Here is a 17205-nt window from a genome sequence, read left to right as displayed (position 1 = left end):
TGGAAGTGAAACTAAACCGTTAAATGATTGCAATGCAGTCAATGTGGTGATTATTCTCTTTGGCTTCGCTATGATAAATACTATAATTTCAGAGGGAAATGCCGATTGGCAATGCGGAATGCAGAAAAAACGGCTAGCATGATTGTATTCACTGTTTTTAACTTTCATTCATCTGTCCGCTTGCTGCCTTTTATCCGTTCAAAAACGATAAAAAAGCCCAATGAGGCCAAACCTCATTGGGCATGTGTTTCAGTGCTTAACTTCTCAGAACTGGTACATAATCCCCGTCTCGACGACATCATCAGCACTTAAACCGGCCGCATTGTGTTTATCCAGCAGGTTCAGTTTGTACTCAACATAGGTCGACATATTGGCATTGAAGCTATAACCCAGCGCCATATCTATATACTTGACCAGATCGGTATCACCGATGCCAGGCAGGTCACGCCCACGTGATTGCAAATAGGCAAGAGAAGGGGTGATGCCAGAATCAAAGTGATACTGCGCCACGGCCTCGACGGCATCGGCCTTTGGTGCAAAGCCGGTGTAGTTGCCACCATCCACGTAGGTCATGTTCTGAGTGCGGGTATAGTTTGCTGCCAGATAGAGGTTATCCCGATCGTACTTCAGGCCTAGAGTCCAGGCTCTGGCACGATCGCCATTGGCCAGACCAAAGCTACGCTGTGCCTGTGTACGATCCGAATTGGCGTAGGCACCGCCAGCACTTAGCCCCCAACCCATGTCGTAGGTCGTGGAGAAGGAATATCCGTCGCCGTTTTGTGTCTGTAGGTCTTGCGTGCGATGAGCGTCGTCCCCCCGATTCTTTCCCTGATATTGCATGCCGATATCCAGGCCATCAATAATCCCCCCCAAACCCTGATTATGATAGGTCAACATACCGTTGCCCCGGCTGGTCATAAAGTTATCGGCAGCTTCATAACTGTCATTACCAAACTCGGGTAATACATCGGTCCAGCTGCCAACATCATAGAGTAAACCGTAGTTGCGCCCATAGCTGATGCTGCCAAACGGGCCGAATTTCACCCCGGCAAAACCCAACCGCGTATAGTTACCACTTTGCTCGCCGTTTTCCGCTTCGTTCAGCCCAATCTGATATTCCCATTGGCCGTATCCTATGATGTCATCATTAATTTGTGTTTCACCTTTAAAGCCAAAGCGAGTGTAGGACTGATCCCCGCTGCTGCCAGCATTATCACTGAAATAATGAACGCCATTAATCTGCCCATATAAATCCAATTTATTGCCGTCTTTATTTACGATTTCTGCGGCCAACGTGGTGCTGGCTACTGGCAATAGTAGCCCCAATACAGCCAAGTGCATTTTATTTTTCATTTCAATAACCTGATGTTAATAAATACGTTGAAAGTTATGACGCTTTTTGTGATATCGCAATTTTCTTATACAAACGATCGCTGGTTTCATCAATAATGGATGCCATATTCTGCCTGCCCCGTGATCCTCGTGGTCTGTCGATAACGATCTCATCGGTGATCTGTCGGCTATTGGCATCCATAATGACGACTCGATCGGACATCATGACCGCTTCTTCTATGTCATGGCTCACCATGACGATGGCGCTGGTATTATTTTTTTTGCTCGTCCAGATATTCATTAAATCCATCCGCAGTTTCTGCGCGGTGAAGATATCAAGAGAAGAAAAGGGTTCATCCAACAGTAAAACTTTGGGCTCCACGGCTAATGCTCGGGCAAAACCTACGCGCTGGCGCATACCACCGGAAAGTTCACGGGGCCAGGCTTTCTCATACCCATTCAAGCCAACCAGCGTGAGTAATGCTTTCAGCTTTTTGTCGATCAAGGGCGCTGGCAAGTGTTGCGCGAGCAGGCCAAAGGCGATGTTGTCATACACTGTGAGCCACGGATAAAGAGCATAAGACTGGAATACCATGCTGATATCGGCATCGGGTCCTTCGATAGGTTTTCCAGCCAGCGATACCGTGCCGGTATCAGGGAAAATAAGGCCGGCAAATATGCGCATCAACGTTGATTTACCAGAACCTGACTGCCCAAGGATCGTAACGAATTCACCCTTGTGAATATTCAGATTCACGTCGCGCAGAACTTCCTTAGGGAGCTTGTTTTCTCCAATGAAGGCTTTGTTTACCTGCTTGGCGCTGAGCACCACTTCTTGAATAGTCATTTAATTTTCCCACGTTAATCATATTTGAATTTGGTTTCTGCTACGCGATACAGCGGCTGCCAGATAAAGATTACGCATAACGCCACCAGCGAGCACATGGCAGCACAGCCCAGCGCGGATTCCGGGTTTTTACCAGCATCGGTCACGACTGAAATAAAAGCGCCTAGCCCGGTAGTACTGATCGTGGTAGCTCCCCACTGAATGACCTCTGCTGCAATGGCGCTATTCCAGGCACCGCCTGCTGCAGAAATAATGCCGGTAACGATGTAGGGGAAAATCGCGGGCAGCATATAGTAACGCCACCATTTGAAACTCCGTAAACCGAAGGTTTCGCTGACTTCGGTGATATGTGATGGGATTGCCGTGACGCCAGCAATGACGTTAAACAACACGTACCACTGCGTGCCGAGCATGATCATTGGAATCGCCCACCAGCCAAGGTCCTGATGATAAACAGCGATAAAAGCGGCGATCAGAGGATAGAAAATATTCGGCGGGATAGCAGCCAGGATTTGAATGATCGGTTGGAAGAATTTCACCAGGCGTGGATTCATGCCTATCCAGACGCCGAGTGGGGTGAAAATCACGATACTGAGCACCATTGCAGCCACTACACGCGCAGTCGTCAGCAGCATCCATTCAGGCATCATGGCGAAGTATTGCTTTGGGAAATACTCCCACAGTTGATAACCGAACCAGGCACAGGCCATGACCACCGCGAGATACCAAGTACTGCGCCACAGCCAGTTGGCTTTGGCGGTGATACGAAACAGCTTGTGCAAGCCAAGGCCGTACCAGATCTGCGGCAGTTTAAACAGCCATAAATCAGCCAGCATACGCAGGGCCGCTGACAACATTGATCCTATATGGGAATCGCTCAGGCAGTTATAAAACCATGAGCTGCCCTCTGTTTTATTGGCGGTAACATCTTCGTATTTGAAACGGGAGGTGTAGCGAACCAACGGGCGGAAAACCAATTGGTCGAGCACGATAATATTGGCTGCCAATGTGATCACGGCAAACAGAATAGCGTGCAGGTTTTGCTGCGCCAGCGCTTCGGCAATATAGGAGCCTACACCAGGCAACTCCACTGATTTATCGCTGACCGGGATAGCCTCCGACGCCACCAGAGCGAACCATGCAGCCGATTGTGACACCATGGCATTCCACAATAACCCGGGTACGGAATAGATAAACTCTAACCGCCAGAAGCGTTGCCATGGATTGTAGTTGAAACTGCGTGCGGCTTCATCCAGTTCACTTGGAACGATACGCAGCGTCTGGTACAGCGTTAACATCATATTCCATGCCTGGCCGGTAAATACCGCAAAGATAGCGGTACACTCCAGCCCCATTACGCTGTGTGGGTACAGGTCAAGAAAATATACCGTGGTGAAGGTTAAAAAACCCACCAAAGGTACTGACTCCATAAAGTTGACGAAAGGTAATATCACCCTGCGTAATGGCACATAGCGAGCTGCTAAGACGGCAAAGACAATGGAGAATAACAATGACCAAATCATGCCGATCGCAAACCGCATTGTCGTTCTTAGTGAGTAATAGAAAAGATTCCAGGTGTCCAGACTAATGGTGCCCACGCTGTGTTCATCGAACGAGCCGTGCATGTCTCCCCAGGCACGGATAAGAAAGACGATGACCAATGATGCTATTACAAAAACAATGAGGTCATTTAGATAGTACTTTCTAGAAATAGATGTACTTCTGCTTTTTTGCATAATGCCAATCCCATAAATTTCTCAAAAAACCGGCGGGAACGTCAGCTTAATTAAGCCGAGCGCCTCCGTTTTAAACAAGCATATAGCTTGAGATAAATTAATTTGCTGATTGTTACGCTGATGGTGAACGATGAATACTACAGGAACAGGCATGACAAGCCGGTATTATCAGATGCCAAGGCACATCGGCAGTGCCAGGCCGTTGCTGATAACCCGTTGATTGATTGTCTACATTCTGTTTATTTCAGAATGTAGCACGAACTACATTACTGAAATTTATCCAGTAGTACTAAGCTAAAACTAAAACTTCCATCGTCCATAAGGCCCCCGTGATGAGAATAAAGCGGTGAGATAGTAATGCTTGAACATAATAAATAGCAAGTAGATGTGATGGTTTTCATTACTACATATGTAACAGGATGAAAATATCATTTTTAAACGATATATCCATAAATTAAAATGGGGAGGTGATATTGTTAGATAGACAGGACATCAGAAAACTGAAACCTATATAGTTAATTTGAATGTTTTTTAAAATTGAGTAAATATAATTAATTTTCTTTGAGTTACGATTCTTCTTGACGGAAGGGGCACCGCAACATTATGAATTACCCCGAGCTTCCTGGAAGCTCGGGGGGCGGGGGCAGGGCTACTTATCAGCCCAAATTGATTTCAGCGGCCAGATGGTCATCGTAGCAATCGTCGCTGAGTTGCCTTGGCTGTAAACCTCAATGCCTGTGCTGGAAGGATCGGGAAATATCAGATCGGTCAGAACTACTTCACCTTTACCGGAAAAAACGGTGACTGAGGATGTATCAACAATAATGCGTAATTTCAGTATGCCGTCATCTGAAAGTGGCAGTGGGGCGCGGTGTTTGGCAGCAAAACCTGAAAAGAATGTGCTTTCACCCGATTTTGTCCGATCCAGATAGAGTTCGCCTGCCACCGCATCATAACCGATGAGGGTTTCTTCACCCTGTGCACCTTTACGGACTTTGAAACCGACTTCTGTAGCATGCTCCGGTTTCAATTGCGCCTCTATTTCATACACTTGTCCTTGCACATCAGCATCTGCCAACAGAGTGTCTCCTGCCGAGAGCACCGTCTCTTCTTTTAACTGGTAGAGCGGTTTACCACGCAGGCTTGTCATGCTTTCAACCGGGGCCTGGGTGAGTTTGACGTGGTCCCCCACCGTTTGCAGCTTCAACTCTCTGACCAAGGTCTGTCCACCGCGCCAAGGAGTGGTGGGTACACTACCGGCATAATCCCAATTGCTTATCCAACCGGCCCAATAACGTTTACCATCAGGAGCGCCGTTCCAGGAAACGGCAGCATAGAAATCGGAGCCAAAATCTGCCCAGTTGGCGGTTTGTTTTGGTTGGTCAGATAAGAGGATTTGGTCAACCAGTATATGACCCCAGCCACCGGTATTATTATCAATAACCTGGATTTGAGCATTCTCCCCTTTGAGTGATGCGACGTTCCACGACCGCCAGCCAAGGGCTTCAGAATTTGAGCCAGTCTCGCTATAGATGATGTTGTCATTAACCAGCAGATTTACCGTGGTTTCGGATGAAATCGGTTTAGCCGGTAGATCTGAGGCAATAAAGTGGTCGGCCAGAATATGGCCCCAGCCGCCGCTGTTGTCATCAATAATGGCGATCCTGGCCTGCTGCCCTTGATATTCGGCGACATCCCAATTGACCCAGTTCAGGGCTTCGCTGCCATTTCCGGTTGCGCTCCGCATGACCTCTCCATTTACCAACAGCACCACCGCAGTAGCCCCACTTTTGCCATAGGGATTATTGCCGCCGCCGATCAGGAAGTTGATATAGGGTTTTTCAAGGGTAAACGCGGGAGAGGTCAATGTTCCTATTGCCGAATCTCCATCTTCTTTATTGATTAATTTGCCAAAAAAGCTGTTTACCAGGTGTGAACCCAGGAAGCCGGTGACTTGCTGCTGATCGCCAATGGTGCCAGTGGCAACCTGCTGATTGACAAAATCACCTTCAGCTGTCCATCCGAGTTGACTATAGGTCACCTTTTCATCACCTTCAAAATCTGCACCTGAGAACAATAGATCACCCGCTGGCAATTCGGTTTTCAGGGTACTGTCAGCAACGTGGGGATGGTTGCCTCCGCCAACCATAAGGTTGATATAGTTATCGGTAATTTTAAACGTCGGGGACGTTACGGTGCCGATTGCCGCGTCACCATCGACGAAGGTATTCAGCAACTTCTCACCCTGATAAAGGCTTACCCCATTCTGACCTGGATTATTACCTTGCGATACATAGCTATCAACCAGATCTCCCGTTGCGGTCCATCCCAGTGAGTTATAGTCACCTTCGAAGTTCTCAACAACGGCGCCCTCTGGAGGCGTGCTGTCAAAGACACTGTTGTCATCAGCCTCAAAGGTGGTACCGTTAAAATTACCGACAAAATACTGCGAGCCCGAACCGCCAACCGGCCCACCAGGGTTAAGGTTGATGACCATCACCCACTTCCTGTTTGCGGGATCACCATCGACGGGGAGTTCGAATAAATCAGGGCACTCCCACACGCCAGCAGTGGCATTTATTGGCCCGAATTCACTCATAAACTCCCATTCGCGTAGATTTTTAGAAGAATACAGGACTGCTTTATGCTGGGTGGCGAGTACTGCGACCATTACCCATTTTTTTTCCGGTTCGAACCAGAACATTTTAGGATCGCGGAACTCTCGGAATTGATCTTCATAGCCGGTTGGTGGCAAAGGCAATACTGGATTATTGGCATACAACTGCCAAGTGCGGCCTTTATCCAGGCTATAAGCGAGAGATTGTGCCTGAGTGCCTGCCTCAACGGTTTTACCGTTTGCCAATGTCATACTTGCCGGATAATAGCTGGTATACATGGCTACCATGGCGGGTTTGCCTGGCTCACCCAAGCCGCTGGTGTTATCGATATCGACGACAGCACTGCCAGAGAAAAACATCTGAGTTGCCTTTCCCTCAGCATCTTTCTCAACGGCTAAAGCCACGGGTAGCTCTTCCCAATGTACCAGATCGGTGCTGATCGCATGGCCCCAGGACATGTCGCCCCAGCCATTACCGTTAGGGTTGTATTGATAAAAAAGATGATATTCCCCATCGTAATAAACTAATCCGTTAGGATCGTTTTGCCAGTTTTTAGCTGCGGTATATTGTAATTGAGGTCGATACTTTTCCAGGTAAGAGGATTGAACATGCTTATCATCGTTTGGGAGATTACTGTTAGTTGAGTTATCGCAACCGTAAAGCAGTGTGGCACTGACTGCGATGATTAACCCAGGGGAAAGTTTTTTTTTCATAGGATGACCGTAAGACATAACGTTCCTTGTAGTAATTTTGTTAAAAATGGACGAGGGGGAGCAATATATTCACCCGCTCATTGTATTTAACTTCTGTTATATAAATATTATATCTAACGCGTTTTTTTGCTTTAAAATTGAAACGATTCAGCTTTTTTATAAATAAGACCGAGAAAATTTATGCATTACTGAATCTTATGGATTGAAACTGCAATAAAACCGCTAGCCAAGCAAGAGGGTATTTCTTGTTTGTGACATAAATCAAAATTAATTTAATTATTATCGTTTCATTGCTTTTTTATTGTGATTTAAATTGAATAATTGGTTGAGTTTGCTGCATGATTAATGTATCGATTCAGCTTTCAATCCTTTTATGATAGAAAAGGGCGGCCATTAGGCTTCAATCTTGTCATGTAATGATGTAGTACCTTGAATGAAAAGGAGCTGAAGCCATTTTTTCAGTGTCAGCCATTGACGCTGTGGATTAATAACCGCTCAATCATAGATATCGTTAATCCTGGCGCGCAGTGCTCTACTTGTGTGGCGACGAGGTAAAATGCAAAGCACTGAAAATGAATCTGCAAGCGGGATCGCAATAAGGAAAACTTTTCTCTCTAGCCAGTGACAGTGCTGAGGGATTTGTTAAAATAGAACCACTTAATCAAAATAAGATTATTATTATCATGCAGTTAACTCTGGTTTTTCGTCTTGTCCCCGTGTTGTTTTTGCTGGCCACTGCGGGTTGTCAGCAACCACGTTCTTCTCTGCAAAAGGGTCCGACCCCCCTTAATGAACAGGTAGAACAGCTGGCGTCGGTGGTTGCTGGTACCAAGTATTTAAAATATAAGTGTAATCGTAGTGATTTACCCAGCGATGCGGTCATTGACAAGGTTGCCTACAAAGTCGCCAAGCAACGGGGCTGGAATAGCTCTAGCTACGGGACTTTGCCGCAGCGTAGTGAGGAAATTTATCAAAGCCTGATGAGAGACAACACGCCGGAACAAACCAAGTGCAGCAGCTTTAACAGCCTGTTGGCACCTTTTACCGCCGAACTGCGTGCAGAAAGCAGCAGTTAGTGAAGACCAACTTGATGTCCTGCGCCAAGTGACGGGATGGTGGTAAGGTTTATTCTGATCCTTCGGCGGCGCTTTCTCTATCAACCTTGCCGCCCGGCCAATCCTCGAGCGCGTCAAGTGTGAATACTTCGCCATTGAAGTTAAAGATAGTCACGTCCTGTTGTATTTGCTCAATCGTAAGGTTGGGGGCCGGGCTGTCGCCTTCCTGATAACGCTGACCGTTCAGCGTGATGCTGCGTTTGTCATCTTCCGATGCGTAAATGTGCGCGCTATATCTTAAAGGGGCTAATTCATCACTGGCTAAGGAGGGGGAGGCTTTTTTATCTGATCCCACTTGTTGCGCCGGTTTATTTTTATCATGCACTGTTTCTATATCAGCGTTGGGGACCGTCTGCCTGGACACCACTGTTTTTACCGCGGCAGAGGGGGCAACTTGAGCTAACGCGGGGGCTGCGAAAGCTTCGTTGTTACGCCAGTGCTGTGCGGAAAACCAACCTATCGCTATTAACAACAATGCATATACTGGCAGCAGGTAGCGGGGAATAAACAGCCCCTTGGCTGGCTGGACGCTGACTTCTGGCTCTACTATCGATTTATTGTCCACATCCCTGAACCTTTAATTAACGCTGATTTCTACAGCCAGAGGTTGTTTTATTGGCGTGTCGCCAATACTGTGGCAACGCCAAAGTATGAAGGGTATATCCTGCCAGAAAACTCGGGTCAATAGCTTTGTACTTATATTCAGGATTGATGTGACTCCGTTGGTTTAACCTTTCGTTTCGGGCCACCTGATAGTGACCCGAAACGGACCGTTTTATTTACTGCTTACAGGCAATCCTGAGCCTTGGGCTGCGACTTGTTGTTTGACCAACAAGGCCACCGACCAGGCTGGTACTGTAACGCTGCCCTCAGCGGTAATATTGACGCCGGAGGCGAGTGAGCGGGCTCCCAGGTTTTGTTGGATTGCGCTCAGGGTGAGGTTTTCACCGGTAAAGTCATTAAGCGTTCTGGCTTCCGGCGCTGCGTTGATGATAACGACTAACGCATCGGCTTGGGGATCAAGATCGTTTCCGGCCTGAACCCCGTCATCAATGGTCATCACCAGTAAGCCAAGTTGCTGTTCTGCACCTGTGTTACGGAAATCGACACGCTTCATCACTTCATGGCCGCTACCCAAGGCAATCAGAGGCGAAGATTGGCGCAGTTGGGTGAGTTCCTGATAGAACGAGGTCATCTGCGCGATCTCTGTTTGACCAGGTGTGGCAACCGCATCTTTTACGCTGGCGATCAGCGAATAGTTGTCACCATCATCGCTGATGCGTGGCATACCAACGTTGAAGTTGTTGTCTTGATAGCTGTAATCCACACGGTTGTACCAGTCCCCAGCATCATATGAGTCACGGGTAAATGACTTGGAACGCAAGAGTTCTGAACCTTGTTGATCGAATGCCAGCCCTTGACCCAACAACGTCGTGGCCAGTGACACCGCCTGCATGCGGACGCGAGTGGTGAGATCGGCTTCACGTGCGGCTTTGTAACTGATCATATCCCATAAGGTTTGGTTGTCGTGTTTGGAAACATAGTTGACCACTTCGGTCGGATCGTTGGCATAACCCCCAATCGCCCCGTTATAGTCAATTTCGCTGCCTTTCCTGACGGAGCCATCTTTATCGATCAACAGGAATTCAGCCAGGTTGCCAGCCATGCCCAGACGGGTCAGATCGGCCAGATGGCGCACGGTATCCTCATTTTGCTGGGTTAACTCGTTAGCCAATACTCCAGCGCCGTTACCCACCCCCTGGTTTTGACGCAAGGCATCACCAGAGTCAAACGGGCCGCCTCCACGAACAGCATCACGCAGGCGATCGGAGAAGGTGCCAATGCCGGTACCTTTTAACGCGATCTGCGAAGCGATTTCGAAGCGATCGTCCTGACCAGAATTCCAACCTTCACCAAAGAAATAAACGCTGTGATTCACCGATTTTACTTTCTCCCGGGCAGCCAGGATTTGTGCTTTCGGATGATAGCCCATCAGGTCAAAGCGGAATGCATCAATCTTGTAGTCTCGGCTCCAGACCACCAGAGAATCTTCAATCAGTTTGGCAAACATACGGTGTTCGGGGGCTGAGTCGGAACAGCAGGTGGCCGACTCTACACTGCCCGTAGTTTCGTTCAAGCGTTGATAATACCAGGGCACGATTTTATCCAGCACCGAGGTACGATCCGTTGGGCCAGCCGCATTGGTGTGGTTATAAACCACGTCCATGATGATGTTCATGCCCAGTTGCTGCTTGATGGTCTGCACCATGGTACGAAACTCTTTGATGCGGGCAGTGCCTTCGGGATTGGTAGCGTAAGAGCCTTCAGGCACCGTGTAGTGGAACGGATCATAACCCCAGTTGTAGGAGTCAGTCTGAGCCACATAGCCATTCAATTCCTGCACCTGTGGGTTGTCCTGGCTGTCATTCTGTTTCAGTTCTTCTAGTACATCTCCGATGGAGGTTGAACTTCCACAGTAGCCGGCAAAACGGCTTTGCTTAACGGCGCTGTTCAGTTCACAAAGCCGACTGAATGGATGGGTGAGATCCGCCACTTTGTCGTTGAACTCATTGACGGTTGCCAGATCGAACACCGGTAGCAATTCAATGTGGGTTACGCCAGCTTGCCCAAGCTGCCTGAGATGCTGCACCATATTGCTATCGGTGGCAGTCAACGCCAGATATTTGCCCCGCACCTGTTCAGGAACGGTCTGATCCCAGGCGGAAAGATCGCGGATATGCGACTCATGGATGACCATTTTGGCAATATCAGCCTGGCTGGTCTGCGGGTGTGGCATGGTCAGGCTGTCCCAGCCTTCTGGTTTCAACGCGCTGTCATCGAGATCCACAACCTGGCTGTATTCGGAGTTGGTGGAGAGGCTATGGGAGTAAGGGTCGGTGACTTCATACTGCTCCACTTTGCGCGTTTGCGGATGATAAACGGTCAGGGCGTAACGATAAAAAGCGTCTTTAAGGTCGTGACTTCCTTGATATGACCAGGCACCGGAATCGTTATCCCTGGTCATCGGATGGCTACCAATGACTTTTTTATCCGCACTGTAGATCACCAGTTCTGCCTGTTGGGCCGTTGGTGCCCAGACTCGGAAAGTGACGCCAGAATCGGTCAGCAGAGCACCATATTCCAGGCTTTCCGCGGCGGCTGAGAAGCGATCATCGAGCACGCCAGCGGTCTGTACCTGAGTCGCTGAAATAAGAATACCGTCCTGATTGGCAGCCAGGGCGACGGTCTCGCCGCTAAGCAGTTCGTCGACTTTTGCATTATCCGGCAACTTGAAGGCGGCATAACCTGAAAGGTGAGGGAAACGCGATCCCAGTTCCTGGCTGATGCTGGTCGGTGTCAGAGAAAGATAGCGATCGGTAAATTTCCCTTCGCTGTTGGCGGCCACTTTGCCACTGTGGTTATAGTACAGACGTACGATAGGTTTCCCTTCCCCGGCTGGCCATAGCAGGGTGTGTTTATCTACCCAATGGGCTTCAGCCAGAGCTACCCCAAAGGCCGCGCGGAAAGCTTCTGCACGGGTATCATAAAGCGTGCTGCTACCTGCAAGGGTAGAAACGGTCCTGTCCGGAAAATCACTGAACGATAAACGCATATCCGCATCAATCAGCTTGTTGGTGCCATCACGCAGAATGAAGTTGATACACCCAGTGTTTTTGGTCAGGGGTAACACCCAGTACGGGCCATAACTGTCGCTGCCTGTCGGTGTTGTACTGGTGTCATTCCAGTTCCCAGAGGGGTTATCCAGGGCGTCACAGGTGTCGTTATTCCACAAAAACAGGTTCTTGGTACTGTAATCTGCGGCGGAGCCACTGGTGATACCAGCAATATCGACCAGATGAATTACCGCCTGGTTTTCACCTGCCATGACGGCTTCGCCAGGCATTGCTATGTCAGGCAGACGTGCAATCGGCTCTTGGGTGTTGGTGTCGGGGCTAACGTCTGAAGAATTATTATTATCACAGCCGCTCAATATGACAAGCGAGCCGAAAAGTAGGGCATTACAGGTATTTTTCAGCATTCTAAATTCCCTATCAGGCTTACATTATAGAAAGTAAAAAATGGTATCAATGTGTAAAGCAGTGGTATTAGATATTGCATGATGAGGAGGAGCATCCTCCTGTTTTAGGAGGAGGAGGGGCGTAGGTGGAAGGAGGAACCGAAGTTTAGAGGAGGGAGATAAAACCGGTTAAACCGCTTTTATGCTAGCGAGATTAAGAAATAAATAGCTATAAAAACAGAAAGATAAATTATTTCGATAAGCAAAAATAATGATTTATTATTTAGGGGAGTATGTATAAAGTAAACAGTTCTGAGAGGATGTATTCAGAAACGTAAGGGCTGACAGCGGTAATGAGTTGTAAGGTTTTAGTCATAATCTTACATATTCTCAAACGACAATGCCCCCAACGATATGCCCACCGATTGACTGATATCGGTGAACTTCTAGCTGGCGTAAACAGAGAAGCAGGCAAAGGAAGGCAAGATGCGATTTTCTGTAATGTTATCGGTGTGCAGAGAGGCTACTTTGAGGCTGTTAACGCCGCGATGGGCTTTATGCGTGCTGTCACTGTTGATTTGCAATCAACTCGCCTTGCTTACCTGGCATGGGCTCCTGCCCCCTGAAATATCCCCCGTACGCTTATCCAAAGCAGACTTCGCACCAGTAACAACGGGCGGTGGGGGTGAGTCTGAACGTTACCGCTTCACCCTCTTTGGTACTTCGCTACCCTCATCTTCCGCCACTGAGCATTCAGTCTCTGACCAAACCCTACGTAATGCACCGCCTTCTTCTCTCAAGCTAAACCTGACCGGCATTGTCGCCAGCCCTAATTCAGAGCGTTCCATCGCCATTATCGCCAAAGACAGCAAACAGTTCAGCCTTGGCGTGGGGGAGCAGGTGCCTGGTTATGACGCCCGAATTGCGTCAATTTTTGCCGATCGTATCGTGATCTCCTATCAGGGCAATTATGAATCGTTGTTGCTGTTTAGCGAGCAACCCGAGGCCGCTAAAAGTGAAAAAAAACCCTTAGCGTCGCAGCTCAAGGCACAGTTGCAAAAGCAGCCGCAAAGCATTCTCAATTACCTGAATATCTCACCGGTGATGGTGGATGACAAACTCATCGGCTATCGACTCAATCCGGGCAAAGAAGGGGAGTTATTCCGCAAGGTCGGGCTGCATGAAAACGATCTTGCCGTGGCACTTAATGGCCTGGATCTGCGCGATGCACAGCAGGCTCAACAGGCATTGAAACAGCTTTCAGAACTCAGTGAACTGAATCTTACCGTTGAGCGTGGCGGTCAGTTACAGGATATCTATTTGGCTCTTGGAGATGACTAATTGTTGAATACAAAAATAATCAGGAGCTTACGCATTGTGCTACTGGCGGTGATGCTGCTTGGTACTCGGCAGGGCTGGAGTGCCGAGTTTTCCGCCAGCTTCAAGGGCACGGATATTCAGGAGTTTATCAACACGGTCAGCAAGAACCTGAATAAAACGGTGATTATCGATCCTGCCGTGCGCGGCACTATCACCGTACGCAGTTATGACATGCTCAATGAGGAGCAGTATTACCAGTTCTTCCTCAGCGTGCTGGACGTTTATGGCTTTGCCGTGGTGGATATGCGTAACGGCGTGTTGAAAGTGGTGCGTTCCAAGGATGCGAAAACCGCTGCGGTGCCGGTAGCCAGCGATGCCCAGCCGGGCGAGGGTGATGAAGTGGTGACACGTGTCGTGCCGGTCAATAACGTGGCGGCACGCGATCTTGCCCCGTTACTCCGTCAATTGAACGATAACGCCGGGGCTGGCAGTGTTGTGCATTATGAGCCTTCCAACGTGTTGTTGATGACCGGGCGTGCAGCAGTCATCAAACGCTTGATGGCGATTGTTGAACGCGTTGACAAGGTCGGTGACCGTAGTGTGGTCACGGTACCGCTGGCCTATGCGTCTGCTGCTGAAGTCGTCAAGCTGGTCACCGAATTAACCAAGGATGCCAGCAAATCAGCGATGCCAAGCCTGATGGTAGCCAATCTTGTTGCGGATGAGCGAACCAACTCGGTCTTGGTCAGCGGAGAACCCAACTCCCGCCAGCGGATTATCGCCATGATCAAGCAACTGGATCGTGAGCAGGCCGTGCAAGGTAATACCAAAGTGATTTACCTGAAGTATGCCAAAGCCACCGATCTGGTTGAGGTGTTGACTGGCGTCAGTACCAGTATTCAAAGTGAGCAACAGAATGCCAAGCCGGCGGAAGCACTGCGTAAAGACATCACCATCAAAGCCCATGAGCAAACCAATTCACTGATACTGACGGCGGCTCCGGATGTCATGCGAGATCTGGAGAAGGTGATAGCTCAGTTGGATATTCGCCGTGCACAGGTACTGGTAGAGGCGATTATCGCAGAGGTACAAGACGCCGATGGTTTGAACCTGGGAATACAGTGGGCTAACAAGAATGCCGGAGTGACGCAGTTCACCAATACCGGTTTGCCTATCACCACGGCGATTGCCGGAGCCAATCAATACAATCAGGACGGGACGGTTAATAGTACCCTGGCCAGCGCTCTCAGCAGTTTTAACGGTATTGCTGCTGGTTTTTATCAGGGCAATTGGGCCATGCTGCTGACCGCGCTTTCCAGCAGTAGCAAGAATGACATTCTGGCGACACCGAGCATTGTCACGCTTGACAACATGGAGGCGACGTTCAATGTCGGCCAGGAAGTTCCTGTCCTCTCCGGCTCGCAAACGACGTCGGGCGATAATATCTTCAACACGGTGGAGCGTAAAACCGTCGGCATTAAGCTGAAGGTCAAACCGCAGATCAACGAAGGGGATTCCGTGCTGCTGGAGATCGAGCAGGAGGTTTCCAGTGTGGCTGATGCGGCTTCCAGCAGCAGCGCTAATCTGGGGGCGACCTTTAATACCCGCACGGTCAATAACGCGGTGCTGGTAGGCAGCGGCGAAACCGTGGTAGTGGGTGGCTTGCTGGATAAAACCGTTCGCGACAGCAGCGACAAGGTTCCGGTGCTGGGGGATATTCCTGTGTTGGGCTATCTGTTCCGCTCCAACAGCAAACAGGTTTCCAAGCGCAACCTGATGCTGTTCATCCGCCCATCGATTATCCGGGATCGTGACCAGTATCGCCATGCCTCCTCAGAAAAGTATCAGGCCTTTAATCAGGAACAAGACCAACAGCGCGGCAAACAAGGGAGCGTAGCCACGCTGAACAATGAGGTATTGAAGTTGCCACCCGATCAAAACGGTGCCACTTTCCGCCAGGTTAATGCCGCGATCAGCGCATTCTATTCAACGGGGGGGCGATGAATACCCTCCCAGAGGACCTGAGTGAATTGCGCCCGCAGCTGCCATTTGCCTATGCGCGTGCGCAACGCATTTTGCTGTTGCGGGATCATGCTGGGTGCCGTGTGCTCCGTCTGGCGGAAACCACCGCCACAGCATTGCTTGAGGCACGTAGGGTTGCCGGGTGTGGGCTGACTATCAGCACGGTATCGGGTGACGAGTTTGAGAAACAACTGGTGATCAGCTACCAGCGCGATTCGAAAGAGGCGCGACGCATGATGACCGATATCGGCAATGAAATGGATTTTTATACCTTGGCAGAAGAGCTACCCGACAGCGACGACTTGCTGGATGCCGATGATGATGCCCCTATTATCCGCCTGATCAATGCGATGCTGACTGAAGCCATCAAGGATAAAGCATCGGATATCCACATCGAAACCTATGAACGCCATTTGCAGATCCGTTTCCGGGTCGATGGCGTATTGCGTGAAATTCTGCGCCCTCAGCGGCGGTTGGCCTCTTTATTGATATCGCGCATCAAGGTCATGGCACGGCTGGATATTGCCGAAAAGCGGATCCCTCAGGATGGGCGCATGGCACTGCGAATCGGTGGCCGATCCATTGATGTGCGGGTTTCGACCTTACCGTCTAATTATGGTGAGCGAATTGTTCTGCGTTTACTGGATAAAAACAGCGTCAGTCTGGATCTCGCCGCGCTTGGCATGTCTTCACCTAATCGGCGGCAGATCGATGAACTGATCCAGCGGCCACATGGCATTATCCTTGTCACCGGTCCGACAGGGTCGGGTAAGAGCACCACCCTCTATGCCGCATTGAGCCGCCTCAATGCCAGCGAACGCAATATCATGACGGTCGAAGACCCGATCGAGTATGAACTCGAGGGTATCGGCCAGACGCAGGTAAACCCCAAGGTAGATATGACATTTGCTCGCGGTTTGCGGGCCATTCTGCGTCAGGATCCTGATGTGGTGCTGGTTGGGGAGATCCGCGACAGCGAAACCGCTCAGATTGCGGTTCAGGCATCACTGACAGGGCACCTGGTACTCTCCACGCTGCACACCAACAGCGCGCTGGGGGCCTTATCGCGGCTGCAGGATATGGGCATCGAGCCTTTTTTGCTTTCTACCTCATTACTGGCCGTATTGGCACAGCGGCTGGTTCGTACACTCTGCCCCGATTGTCGTCAAACTTATGCAGCCGATCCGGTCCTGGCCGATCAGATGGGGATTTTACCCGGAACCCCATTATGGCAACCGAAGGGATGCTCGCAGTGTAATTTTACCGGTTACCGTGGGCGTACTGGTATTCATGAACTGCTGTTGATTGATGACCGAGTGCGTACGGCTATCCACCAGGGAGAGAGTGAGTTCACGATTGCTCGTCAATTACGTAATGAATACAAAACATTGCGCCAGGGGGGATTGGAAAAAGTATTGGCGGGCGAGACCAGTTGGGAAGAGGTGATCCGCGTGACCGAAAGCCAGTCTCAGGAAGAGGGATGA

The 17205-nt window shown here is 49.5% G+C and carries 10 protein-coding genes; 4 read left to right on the top strand and 6 right to left on the bottom strand.

All coding sequences use genetic code 11. The features are described 5' to 3' along the window. Nucleotides 1–264 precede the first annotated feature (264 nt). The 4 genes from N6G83_RS25235 to N6G83_RS25220 all read right to left on the bottom strand — a co-directional run bounded on the left by N6G83_RS25235 (nt 265) and on the right by N6G83_RS25220 (nt 7264). The gene (locus tag N6G83_RS25235) at nt 265–1341 is read right to left on the bottom strand and encodes a porin (RefSeq protein ID WP_211136588.1); all 1077 of its coding nucleotides are present in this window, start codon (nt 1339–1341) and stop codon (nt 265–267) included. A gap of 46 nt (nt 1342–1387) precedes the next feature. Then, a complete protein-coding gene (locus N6G83_RS25230; RefSeq protein WP_260524045.1) occupies nt 1388–2179 on the bottom strand; it encodes an ABC transporter ATP-binding protein in 792 nt (263 codons plus the stop codon). A gap of 14 nt (nt 2180–2193) precedes the next feature. Then, complete coding sequence (locus N6G83_RS25225) at nt 2194–3915, bottom strand: ABC transporter permease (RefSeq protein WP_024530053.1); 1722 nt, start codon at nt 3913–3915, stop codon at nt 2194–2196. A gap of 649 nt (nt 3916–4564) precedes the next feature. Next, nucleotides 4565–7264 (bottom strand): glycoside hydrolase family 32 protein, encoded by a 2700-nt coding sequence (locus N6G83_RS25220; RefSeq protein WP_248006688.1) that lies wholly within the window; start codon nt 7262–7264, stop codon nt 4565–4567. A gap of 665 nt (nt 7265–7929) precedes the next feature. Between N6G83_RS25220 and gspS the strand changes: the two genes are divergently transcribed. Further along, complete coding sequence (gene gspS, locus N6G83_RS25215) at nt 7930–8322, top strand: type II secretion system pilot lipoprotein GspS (protein WP_211136192.1); 393 nt, start codon at nt 7930–7932, stop codon at nt 8320–8322. 49 nt (nt 8323–8371) lie between these two features. Here gspS and gspB read toward each other — a convergent pair whose 3' ends face one another. After that, complete coding sequence (gspB, locus tag N6G83_RS25210; RefSeq protein ID WP_211136193.1) at nt 8372–8926, bottom strand: type II secretion system assembly factor GspB; 555 nt, start codon at nt 8924–8926, stop codon at nt 8372–8374. Nucleotides 8927–9136: 210 nt separating this feature from the next. Further along, nucleotides 9137–12400 (bottom strand): pullulanase-type alpha-1,6-glucosidase, encoded by a 3264-nt coding sequence (gene pulA / locus N6G83_RS25205; RefSeq protein ID WP_211136194.1) that lies wholly within the window; start codon nt 12398–12400, stop codon nt 9137–9139. Nucleotides 12401–12865: 465 nt separating this feature from the next. On the opposite strand from pulA, the gene gspC reads away from it, so the two are divergent. The 3 genes from gspC to gspE are packed head-to-tail and all read left to right on the top strand — an operon-like array spanning nt 12866 to nt 17205. Then, nucleotides 12866–13720 (top strand): type II secretion system protein GspC, encoded by an 855-nt coding sequence (gene gspC / locus N6G83_RS25200; protein WP_260524044.1) that lies wholly within the window; start codon nt 12866–12868, stop codon nt 13718–13720. An 18-nt stretch (nt 13721–13738) separates the two neighbouring features. After that, nucleotides 13739–15703 carry a type II secretion system secretin GspD gene (gene gspD, locus N6G83_RS25195; protein ID WP_024530058.1) on the top strand — a complete coding sequence of 655 codons (1965 nt, stop codon included), beginning with the start codon at nt 13739–13741 and terminating at the stop codon, nt 15701–15703. Next, nucleotides 15700–17205: a type II secretion system ATPase GspE gene (gene gspE / locus N6G83_RS25190; RefSeq protein WP_211136195.1), complete on the top strand. Its 1506-nt coding sequence runs from the start codon at nt 15700–15702 to the stop codon at nt 17203–17205. The genes gspD and gspE overlap by 4 nt, the downstream gene beginning before the upstream one ends.

Source organism: Serratia sp. PL7 (assembly GCF_945957435.1).
The sequence above is the reverse complement of the archived record's forward strand: the minus strand, read 5'-3'. Positions and strand labels throughout refer to the sequence as shown.

Coding starts and splice junctions, on each gene's coding strand:
- N6G83_RS25235 (WP_211136588.1), bottom strand. CDS start 1,341: ATGCACTTGGCTGTATTGGGGCTACTATTGCCAGTAGCCAGCACCACG.
- N6G83_RS25230 (WP_260524045.1), bottom strand. CDS start 2,179: ATGACTATTCAAGAAGTGGTGCTCAGCGCCAAGCAGGTAAACAAAGCC.
- N6G83_RS25225 (WP_024530053.1), bottom strand. CDS start 3,915: ATGCAAAAAAGCAGAAGTACATCTATTTCTAGAAAGTACTATCTAAAT.
- N6G83_RS25220 (WP_248006688.1), bottom strand. CDS start 7,264: ATGTCTTACGGTCATCCTATGAAAAAAAAACTTTCCCCTGGGTTAATC.
- gspS (WP_211136192.1), top strand. CDS start 7,930: ATGCAGTTAACTCTGGTTTTTCGTCTTGTCCCCGTGTTGTTTTTGCTG.
- pulA (WP_211136194.1), bottom strand. CDS start 12,400: ATGCTGAAAAATACCTGTAATGCCCTACTTTTCGGCTCGCTTGTCATA.
- gspC (WP_260524044.1), top strand. CDS start 12,866: ATGCGATTTTCTGTAATGTTATCGGTGTGCAGAGAGGCTACTTTGAGG.
- gspE (WP_211136195.1), top strand. CDS start 15,700: ATGAATACCCTCCCAGAGGACCTGAGTGAATTGCGCCCGCAGCTGCCA.